This is a genomic window from Candidatus Anoxymicrobium japonicum (assembly GCA_002843005.1).
GTDB classification, from domain to species: Bacteria; Actinomycetota; Geothermincolia; order Fen-727; family Anoxymicrobiaceae; genus Anoxymicrobium; species Anoxymicrobium japonicum.
The window spans coordinates 15439-31043 of the sequence record PHEX01000013.1 but is presented as its reverse complement, the minus strand read 5'-3'; the positions used below and the strand labels follow the sequence as shown (position 1 = coordinate 31043).

The window sequence follows — 15605 nt, the reverse complement described above, 5'->3', positions numbered from 1 at the left end:
AGCTATACTTGTGAGTGAAGGAACGGAGAGGCGGTGGGGAGGTGGAAACCGTAACACTTACAGACCCTGATTTTGTAGGGGATGCTGTGACGCAACCCGCCGAACTGGACTTCAACCGAGATTTTGTCTCTTCGGAAGTCGCATTGCTTGAATGCGCCCTTTACGACACAGGGGTAGTCAGGCAATTCAATATCATAGTAGTCCCTGATTTCGCTCCAACCGCGTTTACAGAACCCGGTCGTGAACAGATTGTTCAGCTCTTTTGGCGCATAAAGCATCTTTCCCGTTTTGGTCTTCTCTAGACTTTCCTTATTTCGACCAGGGTTTTCGATTTCGGATATCACATCGCAGATTTCTTGGTCATGTTCGGGGTAACGAACCATCAATATTTCTTCGCCGCCTAGGTGTGAGTATGTATACACGATATCCATGCTCTACTCTTCCAGTTCCTCGAAGGTGGCTTCCTGAGATGGCGGTTTCGAGACGCTGCCGTTGGGTTTATAAACCTCTTTGTTCATCGGCCTCGTACGAAGTTCACCGCGAGCTTCAGAAACGAGTCTTTCAACCGCTACTTCAATATACTTTTCAACCACATCCGCGCCAGCAACTTTCCGGTCGTGACGATAAGCGGCAATAGCCGTGCTGCCGACGCCGATGTAAGGGTCACATACTAGGTCATCCTCATTGGTCAGGGAAAGCACAATTCGTTCAATGAGTTCTACCGGAAACTGGCAAGGGTGAATGGTTTTTTCTATATGGTTATGTTTGACATTTGGGATTACCCATAAATCACCAGGATTCTTACCCATCGGATTGCAGGAGTACTCACCCGCTTTTGGCCCCTTGAAGTATTTTTTACCGGGGTATTTCTGAGGGACTCGTACCGGGTCCAGATTAAATGTGTAGTTATCATCTTTGGTGTACCAGACTATCGTTTCATACCTGCCGCTGAATCGGTTCTTGCAGTGCAGGCCGTGCTCAAAATGCCAGACAATTCGATTCCGCATCTTCAATCCTTGTCTGGCGAAGATAGGGTGCAGGAGAATATCAAGCGGCAGTATTTCGCCGTTGTCAACGTAGTTACCGACTTGCCAACAAACTGAACCTTGCGGGTGGAGGATTCGCACACATTCGGCTATGGTCATTGCTTGGTCATCTAGGTACTCTTGGAGCTTCTTCTTACGCTCGTACACTTTTCCAATATTGTATGGTGGTGACGTTACGATAAGCTTGGCCTCGTTATCCGGTATTTCTTTTAAGAGTTCGAGGCATTCACCGAAGAAAAGAGTTGCATCCGCCTCGGCACAGTAGTGCTCCGAGATATTGAGTTCCTTTAGGAATAGCGATTCTGTTGCTTGCTCCATTTCCCCTCCATTCAAATGACCATTCTATATTGAGCACCTTCTGGCCTTCCAGCCCCTATAATAGTGTCGGGAGGGGTAACGACACAGGTGTGATGATATCAGCAGGTAGTGACAGTAATTCAAGCATAATCTCATTTGCTACGCGAGATACCTCTTGACACAGTTTAGACAATATAACAATATGCGACAGAAGTTAACAGTTATTGACATTAGTCACAAGGGCTGATACAATTATTAAGAAAGCGTCAATCTATTAAGTACCTAATGGAGATGGGAAATGGAAAAGGCATTGAGAAGAAGGCTTACCTGTTTATGGTGGTTCGCGGCGCGCGGTGACCCCTTCGTGAGTTCTGCGTCCCTCAACGCCAATAAGTATTATTGGAGGGTACCCCTGGAGTTGAATGGTGGGCGTTGGGGGATTTGAACCCACGACCTCTGCCGTGTGAAGGCAGCGCTCTCCCGCTGAGCTAAACGCCCGTGTCGCGAAGTATTATGTATTTTAGCATAACGATTCGGGCTTTTGGAAAGACGTGACAGCAGGACAGCGGCTACTGCGCCACGCCGATAGAGTCGTGCGCCGCCTGCCGGAGCGCTCCGGGCGCGTTCCAGTACATTGAGCGCTCGACGATGACCGGCACGTCGCAAGTCACGCTCGTGGATACGTTCCAGTTGCCGGGGACGACATCCGCGATGTTCACGGTCTGCCTGCTGTTTGGCGGCAAAGTGAGGGTCGGGCCCTCGACTTCTCCTTTGCCCGTCATGTAGGTGACATGCGCGTATGCCGCCTGCGAGCCGGGGTTCTGAACCAGCACCCACGTCTCGAAAGCGCCCTGGTCGTTGACTCCGGCGCACCCCTCGGCGAGGCACCATGATGTCGCGGGCGAGGTCACGCCGATCGAGTCGGTGGCCGAGTTCCTGAAGCATTCAGGACTACTCCAGTAGATGGCCCTCTCGGCTATGACAGGTTGGTCTGATGTCACCATAGTCGATATGTCCCAGGTATTTGGCGCCACGTCCGCGATGCTTACGCTTTTCCTGGTATTGGGCTCGAGCGTCATGGCCGGACCCGTGACAGGGCCGGCGGGTGTCATGTAAGTCAGTTGAGCGTTCGCGGGTTCTGGCCTGGGGTTCTGCACAAGCACCCACGTCTCAAAAGCGCCTTGCGCCTCGATGCCGGTGCACCCTTCAGCCAGATACCAGGTTTTCGAGCCGAACCTCGCTCCAATCGAGTCCGTCGCGGCCTGCCGGTAAGCGGCAGCGGTGTTGAAGTACATAGAGCGCTCCGCCACAACCGGGACGTCGGACGTGACAGTGGTCGAGACGCTCCAGCAATTGGGCAACGTATCCGCGACGTTGAATGTCTTTCTCGAGCCGGGAGCGATAATGAGATACGGGCCGATTACCGGCCCTTCCGGCGTCATATAAGTCAGCACGACGCTTGCGGCCTGGGTTCCAGGGTTCTGCACCAGCACCCACGTTTCAAAGCTGCCCCGCGCGTCCTGGCCTGTGCAACCCTCCGCGAGATACCAGGTGGTTGCCGGGGACGTGACGCCGATGGAGTCGGTGGCCGAGCGCCGGAAGCAATCTTGCGCGCTCCAGTAGACCGAGCGTTCTGCAATGATCGGCTGATCCGACGCGACCGTGGTAGAAACTTCCCACGTGTTCGGGACGAACTCCGCCACCCGAACCGATTCTCTCGAGCCGGCGGGAACTGATATCGATGGGCCGTTTTGTGGTCCCTCCTCGGTCATGAAAGAAAGCAGGACGTCCGCCGCTGTCTCACCCGGGTTCGCGATAAGCACCCACGTCTCAAAAGCGCCACGCGCGTCCTGACCGGTGCAGCCTTCCGCTAGGTACCAGGTGTAGGCGACCGGCGCGCTTATTATGGTGAACTCAGCGGAGTTGGACGATCCCTGCGGAGTCACCACGAAGACCCCGCCGCTCATCGCGCCCGCGGGCACCTGCGCCTTTATTAGCGTGTCGGTCCATGTTGGATAGATTGAGGCGCTCACCCCCGCGAATGAAACGTACGAGCCGGCGCCGCCAGAGCCGAAATTCAGGCCCGTGATCGTGATGGTGTCGCCTGTCGATCCCGATGATGGATTCAGGCTCGTCACAACAGGCGCGCATGATTTGTATAGCGTGCCGTCGGCCGCCCCCGCAAAGACGGCATTGGCCGTGCCGCCGGACGCCGATACCGAGCGGTACTCTTTCTCGGGAAGGTTGTTGCTAATGTCGCACCACGTTGTCCCCTGGTCGTAGCTGGCGTAAACGCCTTTATCGGTTGCCGCGTACGCGATAGCGGGCGAAGAGTTGCTGACGCTTACGTCCAGCACCGCTTCTCCGGCGGGGAGGCCGGCCGCGGTCGCTGTCCAGGCAACGCCTCCATCGTTGGAGCGATATACCTGTCCGCCCCCGGCCGTGTCGGTTCCGATCAGGACGGGGCCGCCGTTAGGGAAGACCGCGATTGCCGTAACGTGTATCGACGCGGAACCCGGCAACGTCCCGCAGACGGTCCAGGATATTCCACTGTCCGCGCTGTTGAATATCGGCGCCGTAGAAGTTGCCTCTTGCGCGGCGTAGAAGACGTTCGAGTCCGTGGGGTCTCCGGCGGCGAGCGACCACTCCGATAAAGGGCTGGCGCCCACGTTCCAGTTCGAGCCACCGTCGGCGCTGTAATTTATCGACATGTTCTGGGCCGGAGCGCCGGTCGCGGCCACCATGCCGGTCGCATTGCCGCCGGTGTCGATGTCGCTTGCCGGCCCCGGGAGGATCGAGAGTTGCGTCCACTGGGCGCCTGAGTTCAAGTTCCTGTACACGCGGTTGTCGAGATCGAGCGCGTAAAAGATCGCCGACGAGACTTTGCTTGCCGCAAGCGCGGTAAACGGCTGGCCTGAGGCTGAAGCGGTGGAAAGCCAGGCGCTCCCGCCGTCAGAGCTCGAGTAGATGAGATTTGAGCCTTCCACGACAGCGCACAAATACCGCGGGTCTCCGCTCTTGACCTGGATGGAGTTGACGGCGCCCGTGGCGCCGGGAATGCTCTTTTCGACCCAGGAAGGGTGGTCGGCTTTAAGAACTCTACCTTTTGACGCGGCTACGGGGACGGCAGGCGCGATCAGAAGGACAACGCAGGAGGCGGTCAGGATAAGCGCCGACACTGTTGACATTGCTGATCTTCTGTTTTTCCGCTTTGTCATGAGATTCAATCTGTACATCTCCACTCTGTCAACGGGTTTTGCGCGCCCGCGATGTCGCCGCGTCGCGCGCGCGTAACTCGATAATATCGTCCAGCGGGTCGAGTTGTACGTTTCTTCCCCATCTGGCAAGCCCCTTTTCAATGAGGAAGTCCGTGATTCCCGGGTTTTTCGGCAGGAGCGAGCCGTGCAGGTACGTCCCGATAGCGCCAAGATAAACCGCTCCCTCGGTGCGATCTTCCGCGTTATTGCCGAAACCGCATGTCACCATGCCGAGCGGCGCGCATCCTTTCCCCAGATACGTCTTGCCCGAGTGGTTCTCGAAGCCGACGATTGTCTGAGAAACCCCGCCGAGCGTCGATTTCGCTACGACATTTCCTATGCAGCGTTTCTCGCCGGTGACGGTGTAAGCGTCGAAGACCTCGATTCCTTTTAGTTCCTCGCCATCAAACGGACGGTAAAATTTTCCGAACAACTGATAGCCGCCACAGATAACCAGCGCCGCCGCGCCGTTCTCGATCTCGCGTTTCAGGGCCTCGCCTTTCACATCCAGCAGATCGCGATAGACGATCTCCTGCTCGCGGTCCTGCCCGCCGCCCATGAAGAAGATGTCGTGGCGTCCTTCTTCGATGCGCGCGCTCATGCCGAGCTCGTCCACCTCGACCGGAATGCCGCGCCACCTGCACCGTTGCACGAGCGCCATTATGTTGCCGCGGTCTCCGTAAATATTCATGAGGTCCGGGTACAACCACCCGATGCGGATTTTCATTGTTGCCTGTTCTTCCAGAAAGGGGTGACGAGCCCTCGCCTGACAAACGCGCCGCGCAGCTCGAGCATGGCTGTGTATGTCGGTATCACGTATAGCGTCTCACCGGGCGCGACGGACTCGAGAGCGAGGTCGAACGCTTTCTCGAGATTCGGCTCAGTGGCCGGCGACACACCGTCGAGCCCGGCGTACTTCAGTCTCAGCGCCATGTCCCACGCCCGGATGCCGGAACAAACCACGTTGTCCAGCCTGTCGCGGAACATCTCGAAATCCACGTCCCATATCCAGGAAACGTCCCGCCCGTCGGCGATGTTGTCGTTGAGCGCGAGCATGACTGATTTCCCGCCCGGCTCGCGCGTGAGCGTGCGTATCACCTCGTTGAAGCCAGCGGGGTTCTTTGCGAGTATCATGAAAACTTCGCGGCCCGAGGCGCTGATGCGCTCGACTCTGCCGAACGCGGCTGAAAAATCCTCGATGGCGCCAAGCGCGACGTCCGGCTCGACGCCGAGCGCCAGCGCCGCGGCAAGAGCGGCCAGGACGTTATAGACGTTGTAGAGGCCTGGAAGCGGGATGTGGAGTTCGGCGCCGCCACCCGCGAAGCGCAATACACATCGCGTGCCTTTCATGCCAAGCATCTCAACTTCGGTCGCCGACACGGTAGTTTCCGGGCGCTCAAAGCCGCACTCCGGGCACCTGTATCCGCCCAGGTGGCCGAAAAGATAGTAATCGTAGTCGAGCCGCCCGCCGCACGAGGCGCAGTGCTTGCTGTCCGCCGCGTGCTGTGTTTCATCGCTCGCGTACCGTCTGTCGTTGATTCCGTAGTAGATGACTTCCTGCTCGAGTCCGCAACCGATAGACGCCACCAGCGGGTCGTCGGCGTTCAATGCGACCGTCGAATTGGGATCGAGATCCTCGATCGCTTTTTTCATCTTTGCGGCAAGCGTGTCAAGCTCGCCGTAGCGGTCGAGCTGATCCCTGAAGAGATTGTTGACGAGAACCAGCCGTGGCGACGCCTCGGTGATCGCCGCCGGAAGCACGGCCTCGTCCACCTCGAAGAGCCCGATGCGCCCCGCCATGTTGCCGCTTGTGTCCGACTCATTGACAAGAGCGGACGCGATGCCCGTCAGTAGATTCGCCCCTGTGTGGTTATGAACAGGTGTCATGCCCGCGCGGTCGAGCATTGACGCAAGAAGCGTGGACGTGGTGGTCTTTCCGTTTGTTCCCGTGATCAGCGCGCATCCGAGCGGGAGTCGCTTGACCATCATCGAGATAAACTGAGGATAAACCCATCGCGCCGCGCGTCCGGGGAAGGTCGAGCCACCTCCGAGCTTGAGCGCGCGGCTTGCCCGGGCGACGCTTTTCCCCAGCACGAGGCTTGTTTTTGTTCCAGGATGCATAGGATAAGTTTAACACACGGTTTCCCGCGGACAGCGTGGTATCATGTCCGCGTGAAGAACAGGGAAAGCGCGAGAGTCAATGGAACATGAGAAAAAAGTATCTTTGAGGAAATGCCCCTTTTGCGGCGTGCCGTTTGAAGGGAGTGAAGAGGGCGTGAGCGGTGAGCGCCGTTGCGGGCGGTGCCGGGTTGCCGCGCGGTACAAAGGCAAGGATCTCCTGGCGGTATCCATCCCGGGATATTACCGCCGGCTCATAGAGCTCGAGTCCCGCGGCAAAGAACTTTTGATGGAAATTGAAAATGAAAGGGCGAAAGGCCGGAGCATGAGCGTTATTCAAAAGAAGCGCCTGGAGCATCAGAGCATTCTCTCGGAACGCGCGTTCCTGTCTTACTTCATGGATTTCGTTGAAAAGTGGTAATGTTTGAACCGCCGACAGGAGTATTTCACATTTTTGAAGGTCAAGGCATTGAGCCGGGAGGGCTGAAATGGGAAATTTTTATCTCAAGAGCGCCGACGAACAGAGGGAAGCGTCATTCCGCCGGTTGACTAAATACATAGAAGAAGTCATCTATCCTTACCACCCTTACTACCGGAAGATGTTTCAGGAAAACGGCATCAAGCCGAGCGACATCCGCAAGCCCTCTGACCTCTTGAAGATTCCTGTTACAAACAAGGACGATTACCGTCCCGATCCTATCGCGTTCATCGTTCAGCCGAAGGTGCCGGGACGCGAAGCGAAATATGACACCGGCAAGATCAGCGGAAAGTTCCTTGCCAAATACGCGGCGCAGAGCATTTTCAACTACCCGCGAGATTGCGCGGATCTCTATCGCGTCAATTTCAAGGAAGGGTTTGCGTACCGCAAGATTGGCAGGCGCCTCGCGCTCGAGTGGAATCCCATACATTTCCACGCCTCCGCCGGCTCCACGGGAGACCCGACCCCCGCTGTTTACACTTATAGAGACCTGCATGTTCCCGTGAAGGAGACCGCGTCGGCGTTCTGGGCCGGTGAGCACGTCAAGTGGGACATCAGAGCTCTGAACATATTTCCCGGCGCCCCGCACCTTGCGTTCTTCCAGGTGATCATGGGCAAGTGGCTTGGAGGCGCCAGCGGTTTTGACACTTTCGGCGGGAGCATCGTGCCGACCAAGAGGCAGATACAACTGTTTTCGGAAGGCGGTTTCGCGGCACTGATAGCGATTCCGTCCTACCTCGTCTACTGGCTCAGGCGCGCTGTCGACATGGTCGCCTCCGGGGAGGCAAAGCCGCTCGAGAACCTGACGATGGCGATTTGCGCCGCCGAGCCCCTGACCGATTCGCTCAGGAAACACATAAAGGATCTGGCGGCGCGCGCGGGCGGCTGTGAGGATTTCCGTCTTGTCCAGGGATACGGGATGACAGAGATGAAAGTCGCTTTCTACGAATGCCATGAGAACTCGAACATCCATCTCAATCCGAAGTACTTCTACTGGGAGGTTGTAGATCCTGAAACGAACGAGCCTGTTCCCGAGGGCGAGCCGGGCGTTCTGGTGTTCAGCCACATAGACTGGCGAGGCACGACGTTTCTTCGCTATTCCACAGGGGATTTCATCGCCAGAGGAATCAAATGGGAGCGATGTCCGCACTGTGGCCTGACATACCAGATGATGTATCCGTCTATCATGCGGGCAAAGAAGGACTTTACCAAGCTCAAGGGGACAAGGGTGGCTCTAATGGAGCTGATTTCAGCCGTGCGTGACACCAACGGCGTTTACCAGTTCCAGGCTATCCTCGACAAGGAAGTGGAGGGCGATGAGTTTTCGCGTGACATGCTCATCATCAGGCTTGCGGTTCAGGACGGCTATGACGCGGACAGCGTGTGCGGGGACGTCAGGAAAAACGTGAAGGGCAGAACCGAGGTCACCCCCGACCGGATAATCGTCGAGCAGGACAAAGAGAAACTCGAGCTCGAGCTGTTCGCGAAAACGGGCATCAAGGCTGAGTACGTCGTGGAGAACCGCCCGATCCACCTGTAAAACGCAACTGGCAACTGGGGTCAGGCAACGTCTACTGCGCAGCGGTAGACGGTGCCTGACCCCGCCGCGTCTACTGCGCAGCGGTAGACGGTGCCTGACCCCGCCGCGTCTACTGCGCAGCGGTAGACGGAAAGTCCAAAAGTCACACCCCCGCCTTAATCCTCCCGCCTCGAAAGGGAGGAGATCAGAAAGGGCTATTTTCGGAGCAGTTGCATTTTCCTGACATGGCAAATGTAAAGCAAAATGCAACTATCCAGGCCTGACCCCAGTTGCGTTTCGGTCACCGTTGACCCCAGTTGCGTTTACGAACGTTGATTTTGGTATAAGATATAGACGTTTTATAGGTGTTTACTGTGACAATAGGGAGGAAAGAATGGATTTCAATTTAAGTGAGGAACAACTACTGTTCAAGCAGTCGGTGATCGAATTCGCGCAGAAGGAGATCCAGCCCGGCGCCATGGAGCGGGACGAGGAAGCGCGGTTCGATCGCGACGTCTGGGACAAGGCCTCGGAGTTTGGATTGATGAGCCTGCCATACCCTGAGGAGTACGGTGGAAGCGGTGCGAGCCTCATGGACACGACACTCGCGGGAGAAGCGCTTGCTTACGGAGGGCTCGACGCCGGGTTCTGCCTTTCTTGGGGCGCGCATGTTGTCATAGGTGGTGTTCCGATCTGGCAGCTTGGCACCGAGGAACAGAAGAAGAAGTACCTGCCGAAGATAGCCTCAGGCGAGTGGATCGCCGGGATGGGCCTTACCGAGCCGGAAGCTGGAAGCGACGCGGCAGGATTGCTGACCACGGCTGACAAAAAGGACGGATACTATGTCCTCAACGGCTCCAAGACGTTCATCACCAACGGCCCTATCGGCAACGTTTTTGTGGTGCTGGCCAAGACGGACAAGGAGAAGGGCGCGGCTGGCATAAGCGGCTTCATAGTCGAGAAAGATTTCCCCGGCTTTTCCGTCGGTCCGGCGATGCACAAAACCGGCAATCGTTCGTCACCGACCTCCGAGCTTTTTTTTGACAACTGCGAGGTTCCAGTGGAGAATCTGCTGGGTGAGGAGAACAACGGCTTCATGGGGGTAGCGCTGGCGACTCTGGAGTGGGAGCGCTCCGTCATGGTGGCCGCCGCGGTTGGGGGCATGGAGATACAACTGGAGGAGTGTGTCAAGTACGCGAAAGAGCGCAAGCAGTTTGGAAGGTCTATAGCGAAATTCCAGGCGGTGCAGTTTATGCTGGCGGACATGAAGATGTGGCTCGAGACCTCCAGATGGACACTCTACAAGACTGCATGGAACAAGGATCAAGGCATCATGGATCCGCTTCAGGCGTCGATCGCCAAGTTGTACGTCACGGAGACGGCGCTCAAAGCCGCGCACAACGCGATTCAGATACACGGTGGCTATGGCTACATAAAGGAGTACGCGGTAGAGCGCGCATATCGCGACGCGCAGATCGGAGTGCTCGGCGGCGGGACTTCGGAGATCCAGCGCTGGATCATCGGGAGGCTGCTGATCGGCAAGTAAGCAAGCAAGTTGCCGGCCTGCCGGCCGGCAAGAGACATCGGCATTATCAGGGAGTGATAGTGGTGGCAAGTTCTCGTTTACTAAAGCGGCACAGGAGAAGATTGGTAATTCTGGCGTTAGCGCTGGTGACGCTCCTGTCGGTCGCCGCGTGGTCGCATCAGTCGCAGGTTTTCGCGGGCAACCGGAGCAGTAAAATCTCGAGGCAGCCTGCCGGCGCCGCGGTTCAGGCGCACGGTGGACAGTCGTATATTTCTGTTGGCCTAGCGTGTCCGATAAGCGGGGATTGCCCGGGGATCGCACAGGCTGGCGCGGGTGTCAGTGGCGGATCCAGCGCGTGGGTATGTTACTGCACCCGCGAGAGACTGCTCGGCTTGACAACCGGAACGCCGCGTTATCATCCGTGGGTGGACGGCCGCGAGAGACTGCTCAGCTTGACAACCGGCACGCCGCGCTACCGCCCGTGGGTGGACGGCCGCGAGAGACTGATCGGATCGACAACCGGCACGCCCGAATATCGTCCATGTGCGTACGGTTCGCGGGTATGCATGGGCGGGCGCGTGGTGAGGTAGACGCAGCGGTAGACGGTGCCTGACCCCTTTGCCGACCCCTTTGCCGGTCTGCCCTCACTGGAGCGTTCGCATGGAGAAAATCGAAAGATTGATAAACCTTACTGCGTACCTGCTTGAAACCAGGCGGCCGCTGTCGTTCGACAACCTCAAGGAAACGGTTTATCACGGTTTTTCCAGCGGCGATAAATCCTTGAAGCGCATGTTTGAGCGTGACAGGGACGAGCTTGTCGACATGGGCATCGACGTGGAGACCGTCACCGGCGAGTGGGGGGATGAGGTCGGCTACACAATCTCCGCCGACAAATATTACATGCCCCACATCGATCTTGCCGGGGACGAGCGCGTCGCGCTCACCATGGTTTCAAGGTTGTTTCTTGGATCAGGAACGCCGTTCAGCGTTCCAGCGCAACTGGCAATGCTCAAGATGGCTTTTCAGCAACAGCAAGACGAGCAAAAAGCGCCTCATGTTCACTGGGTCGAGACGCCCGGAGACGGCGAGTTGCTGGGCGACATACTCGACGCGCTGGTACGCCGCAAGTTTGTCACGTTCACGTACAGGGCGCTGGATTCAAAGACGCCCCTCCGGCGAGATGTCGAGCCGTATGGATTGTTCAACAGGAGCGGCGCCTGGTATTTTACCGGGTTGTGCCGCCTTCGAGGCGAAATCCGTTGCTTCAAGCTGGAGCGCGTCATGTCAGGGATTCAGGTAAACACAAAGAATCCGAAGACGCCTGACTTTGAAGTTCCTGATGGCTTTGACATTCGCAAGGAGATTGACTGGGAGCGCCCCGATGCGCGCGAAGCCGAAACCAGGGCCACAGTCATTTTCACATCGCGCCTCGCGTTCGCGCGCGACCGGGGAGGCTTTGAGATCGCAGGAGAGAAGCGCCTGCGTGACGGCAGGCTCGAGGTTGCTTATGTGGTGGCCGACGCCGAAGAGTTTGTCGAGTGGGTGCTCGGATTTGGCACGGACGCTGTCATTACCTCGCCTGACGCGCTGAAAGATATCGCGCGCGAGCGTCTCGAGGGAGTTTTGGAAGGCTTGAAAGCGCGATGAGTTCTGCTGTTTCCGACAGGTTGAACAGGCTGTTGCTGATGACGCCTTTTCTGGCGAGACCCGAGGGCGTCGCTATTGAGGAACTGTGCGACAAGTTTGCGATAACCAGGGCCGAACTCATGAAAGACCTGGCCACGCTCCAGATGTGCGGTGTGCCGGATTACTCGCCGGCGGATCTCATGGACTACCGGATCGAGGACGGTCGCGTCAACGTGATGATGGCCGATTACTTCAAGCGGCCGCTCAACTTGACCCGGCAGGAGGCGCTCTCGTTGTTCGTCGCCGGTAGCGCTCTTGTACAGGCGGGGGTCTTTCGGGAGAAAGGGGCGCTGGACTCCGCGCTCGAGAAGATCGGGCGTACGCTCTCACAGGACAGAAAAGAAGAATTGAGCACTGTCATCAAGCGCATCGATGTGGAGATGCGATCTTACGAGGGGACAATGAGAAGCATTATAGACGAGGGTCTCGAAAAGGGCCGGAACCTCGAGATCGATTACTACAGCTTCTCGAGGGATGACATGGCTTCTCGCGAGGTCGAGCCGCTGTCGCTCCTGTGCGCGCGGGGATTCTGGTATCTGCTGGCATGGTGCCACCTCTCGAACGATTTCCGGTTGTTCCGCATTGATCGCATAGCGTCGGTAGAACTCACGGATCACCGTGTAGTTTCGAACCGGCGCGAGTCGTTTGATGTTCCACGCGCCGTCGGGGAGTTCGCCCCGGACAAGAATGCGCACCAAGTAAAGCTCCTTTTCGCGGGCAGGCAGGGCAAGCGCGTAGCCGAACTGTGGCCGGCCGCCCGCGTCACCGAGCTGACCGACGGTTCGATCATGGTGGAGCTGCGCACGCGAAATATTTCGTGGCTTTCTACTTATCTCCTGCGCTTCGGCGATACCGTTCGCGTGGAGGGGCCGAAGGAGCTCGCGACGATGGTAAAGAAGAAGGCGAGCGAGCTTCTGGAAGCGTACGCGTGAGAAAAGCGGAGTTCATGTAATTGGCCGTCAAGATACTTTCTGATATACACGGGGAATATGACGCTCTTGTGGAGCAGTTGAAGCGTGATGACATCGCCGTGCTCCTCGGTGATTACCTCAACTTGATAGACTTTCGCACTCAGGGCGGCATTCTCGCGAAAGTTTACTCACAAGAGGAAGTTCAAAAAGCGCTCGACGCAACAGCGGGTGATGACAGAGAGCTGGCGCGCAGGCGGATCAGGGCGGTGATAGGCGGCAGCGCAGAGAAAAACAAACAAATCCGCGATCTCGCAGAGGAGAGTTACGAGGAGTTCTTCTCATGCCTGCCGTGCAAGTGCTTCATGCTGTACGGCAACACCGATGGGCCGGACGTCATGGATCAATTCGCGGGTGGCAAGAACGAGCTTGTGGAATCGGGCGTGGTGATGATCGAAGGAGAGCGCTTCGGCATGGTATCAGGCGCGCCGCGCGGGCCGTGGAGCGTAGGATTGCCCGGCGAGATGAAGACGGAGCGTTACGATGCTCATGTCACATCCCTCGGGCCTGTGGATGTCCTCTGCACTCATTATCCGCCGGCTGTCGGGAGACTGACCTGGGACACAGTGGCAAATCGCGACGAGGCTGGAAGCGAAGCGTTACTCGAATATATCAAAGAACACAACCCGAGCCGCCATTACTTCGGTCACGTGCACAATCCGAAAGTGTCAACGCTCATGTTCGGCGGAACCCGCATGATTAACGCTGGATTATTCAAAGAACACAAAACCGCCCTGATCCACCCAGCCCCCGCTTAATTTTGGGGTCAGTCTCCCATGGCGCGCGGACGCGCCACCACCTGACTGACCCCCAAAAGTTAAGTGACCTTAAAGACGATGTCGTGCTCGTGCGCGTGGGCGTCTACCTTGATCCCTACATCATCGCCAGCGCCCGCCTTTTCCACCGTGTCGTGCTCGATCTGTATCGAGTCGACAGTCTGGGTCCAGTCGGAGGTGTGACCTTTGACGTGAATCGTGTCACCAACGGCCAGCTCGCCACTCAGTTCGATCGCGGCGACACCGATCTTGTTGAAGTAGTGAGCTACTTTGCCAATCTGCTGTTCAGGCACTATTCTCACCTTCTTTCATGTTCTTGATGCGGAAAACTAATCTATCGCATCTGGTTCGCACTCTGCAACCGGTTTTTCCACCGGCGCAAATTCCTTGATGACGAACTCAAACTCGGATTTGTTACCCAGCAGGTACACAAGGTAGTAAGAGGCCGCGAGAAAAACGAATGCGAGCGTCACTCCTACCGGAGTCCCAATGTTATGGCCGATAAGTGGACCTGCCAGGAAGAATCCGAGCAAGAATCCCACCATGAAGCCTCCAAATGGGATCAGGAAGACGATCGCCGAGGCGCTCATCACTTTTTTGCCCGAGACCTCGAGGTGAACCGTGTCGCCTTTCTTCGCGCCCAAATTATTTAACGCGTTGACCTCCATCGACTTTTTTTTGCCGAGCGCGCCAAGGCCGCACACGTGGCACTGTTTGCACGCGTTTGACTCGATAAAGACCTGCGCTATTTCACCCTCACTCCTTTGAATTGTGCCTACGCACTGCATCAGACTTTCTCCCGGAGATCGATGATGTATTTGCTCTTCATCAGTGGCGTGAAATGGATATTGCCGTTGTTGCCGACAATCAGCCCCTCGAAACCGGGCCGCGTTTTCATCAGCTCGATGCCGCGCCGCGGCCCCTGAACCATCAGTGTTGTCGAGAGCATGTCGGTGTCCATGGAGTTCGGGCCGACGACGGTGGCGCTCATGGTCTCTTTCGGGTTGTATCCGCTTGACGGGTCGAAGATGTGGAAGTAGCGCTTGCTTCCCTTGACGAAGAACCGCTCGTAATCTCCTGAAGAGGACACAAATCCGTTTGAGACCTTGAGTTCACCGACGAGCGCGCCGCCCTCGCCGCGCGGGTCTTTGATCCCAATCACCCAATCTTTGCCGTCGGCGCGATTCCCCACAGCCCCTATAGCGCCTCCGAAGTTTATCAGAGCGTGCTTCACTCCCATCTGCTTGTACAGGTCGCACATCGCCTGCACCGCGTACCCTTTGGCGATGCCCCCGAGATCGATCTTCATGCCCTTGTCCGTCAGCATTACCGTCTTGCTCCTCGCGTCGATGATCACTTTCCGGTAATCGACGAGCGCCGTTGCCGCCGCTATCTCCTTCGCGGTGGGAACGCGGTATTTCTGATTGTAGAACCCCCACAGTTTTACGATGGGCGCCACGGTTATGTCGAAGGCGCCGCCTGTCATCTTCCCGTATTCCAGCGCTTTCTCGATAATGTTGAACGTCGCGTCGCCAACCTCGACCGGAGCGACTCCGGCCGCGGTGTTGATTCTGGAAACATCGCTGCCCGGTTTGAACCGCGAGGTCTCGTTCTCTATTCGCCGCGCCAGCGCCACGGCCCGGTTGACATCATTCTTCGAGCGCTTCCCGCCACGCCCCTGGATTGTGATGTCTAATGTCGTGCCCATCGCGAAAAGCGTGGGGGAGTGATAGGTTCCCTTGAGCTCGGCACCGCCGCCTTCGCGTGAGCTGAGAAAAACGACCAGCGTTACAGCGCCGAACGCGACAACTGATATTAAAATTATGTTAATTACTTTCTTGACCTGCTTCATGCTGATTTCACCTCTGATAGTATAACCGCGGTTTGCCTGTGCAAAAAAGGGCCAAACCCCTTTTTGCATTCAGGTGTATTTAT

General features: G+C 57.0%; 15 protein-coding genes and 1 tRNA gene. 7 read left to right on the top strand and 9 right to left on the bottom strand.

The features are described 5' to 3' along the window. Positions 1-2: 2 nt before the first annotated feature. The 6 genes from CVT63_02385 to CVT63_02360 form a co-directional block, all read right to left on the bottom strand. The gene (locus CVT63_02385) at positions 3-431 is read right to left on the bottom strand and encodes a hypothetical protein (protein ID PKQ28543.1); all 429 of its coding nucleotides are present in this window, start codon (positions 429-431) and stop codon (positions 3-5) included. A gap of 3 nt (positions 432-434) precedes the next feature. Then, positions 435-1364, bottom strand: a complete 930-nt coding sequence (locus CVT63_02380; protein PKQ28542.1) for a site-specific DNA-methyltransferase — start codon at positions 1362-1364, stop codon at positions 435-437. A gap of 402 nt (positions 1365-1766) precedes the next feature. Continuing rightward, positions 1767-1841 (bottom strand) — tRNA-Val (locus CVT63_02375). 71 nt (positions 1842-1912) lie between these two features. Continuing rightward, positions 1913-4579 carry a hypothetical protein gene (locus CVT63_02370; GenBank protein ID PKQ28541.1) on the bottom strand — a complete coding sequence of 889 codons (2667 nt, stop codon included), beginning with the start codon at positions 4577-4579 and terminating at the stop codon, positions 1913-1915. 10 nt (positions 4580-4589) lie between these two features. Further along, positions 4590-5327, bottom strand: a complete 738-nt coding sequence (locus tag CVT63_02365) for a glutamine amidotransferase (GenBank protein PKQ28540.1) — start codon at positions 5325-5327, stop codon at positions 4590-4592. Beyond that, positions 5324-6721, bottom strand: coding sequence for a DUF1727 domain-containing protein (locus CVT63_02360; GenBank protein ID PKQ28539.1), 1398 nt, complete (start codon positions 6719-6721; stop codon positions 5324-5326). The genes CVT63_02365 and CVT63_02360 overlap by 4 nt, the downstream gene beginning before the upstream one ends. 79 nt (positions 6722-6800) lie before the next feature. Between CVT63_02360 and CVT63_02355 the strand changes: the two genes are divergently transcribed. From CVT63_02355 to CVT63_02325, 7 genes are all read left to right on the top strand, one after another. Continuing rightward, positions 6801-7139, top strand: coding sequence for a hypothetical protein (locus tag CVT63_02355; GenBank protein PKQ28538.1), 339 nt, complete (start codon positions 6801-6803; stop codon positions 7137-7139). A gap of 67 nt (positions 7140-7206) precedes the next feature. Continuing rightward, positions 7207-8736, top strand: coding sequence for a hypothetical protein (locus CVT63_02350; protein PKQ28537.1), 1530 nt, complete (start codon positions 7207-7209; stop codon positions 8734-8736). 373 nt (positions 8737-9109) lie between these two features. After that, on the top strand, positions 9110-10261 hold the full coding sequence (locus CVT63_02345) for an acyl-CoA dehydrogenase (GenBank protein PKQ28536.1): 1152 nt from the start codon (positions 9110-9112) through the stop codon (positions 10259-10261). 101 nt (positions 10262-10362) lie between these two features. Beyond that, positions 10363-10830, top strand: a complete 468-nt coding sequence (locus CVT63_02340; protein ID PKQ28535.1) for a hypothetical protein — start codon at positions 10363-10365, stop codon at positions 10828-10830. Positions 10831-10900: 70 nt separating this feature from the next. Further along, complete coding sequence (locus CVT63_02335; GenBank protein PKQ28534.1) at positions 10901-11887, top strand: hypothetical protein; 987 nt, start codon at positions 10901-10903, stop codon at positions 11885-11887. Next, the gene (locus CVT63_02330) at positions 11884-12858 is read left to right on the top strand and encodes a hypothetical protein (protein ID PKQ28533.1); all 975 of its coding nucleotides are present in this window, start codon (positions 11884-11886) and stop codon (positions 12856-12858) included. The genes CVT63_02335 and CVT63_02330 overlap by 4 nt, the downstream gene beginning before the upstream one ends. Positions 12859-12878: 20 nt before the next feature. Beyond that, a complete protein-coding gene (locus CVT63_02325; protein ID PKQ28532.1) occupies positions 12879-13652 on the top strand; it encodes a hypothetical protein in 774 nt (257 codons plus the stop codon). A gap of 59 nt (positions 13653-13711) precedes the next feature. Here CVT63_02325 and CVT63_02320 read toward each other — a convergent pair whose 3' ends face one another. Genes CVT63_02320 through CVT63_02310 form a run of 3 tightly spaced genes read right to left on the bottom strand, consistent with a single transcriptional unit; the run spans position 13712 to position 15591 of the window. Further along, on the bottom strand, positions 13712-13963 hold the full coding sequence (locus CVT63_02320) for a translation elongation factor-like protein (protein ID PKQ28531.1): 252 nt from the start codon (positions 13961-13963) through the stop codon (positions 13712-13714). A 36-nt stretch (positions 13964-13999) separates the two neighbouring features. Then, positions 14000-14458 carry a hypothetical protein gene (locus CVT63_02315; protein ID PKQ28530.1) on the bottom strand — a complete coding sequence of 153 codons (459 nt, stop codon included), beginning with the start codon at positions 14456-14458 and terminating at the stop codon, positions 14000-14002. Next, the gene (locus tag CVT63_02310) at positions 14458-15591 is read right to left on the bottom strand and encodes an ApbE family lipoprotein (protein PKQ28529.1); all 1134 of its coding nucleotides are present in this window, start codon (positions 15589-15591) and stop codon (positions 14458-14460) included. The genes CVT63_02315 and CVT63_02310 overlap by 1 nt, the downstream gene beginning before the upstream one ends. Positions 15592-15605 lie beyond the last annotated feature (14 nt).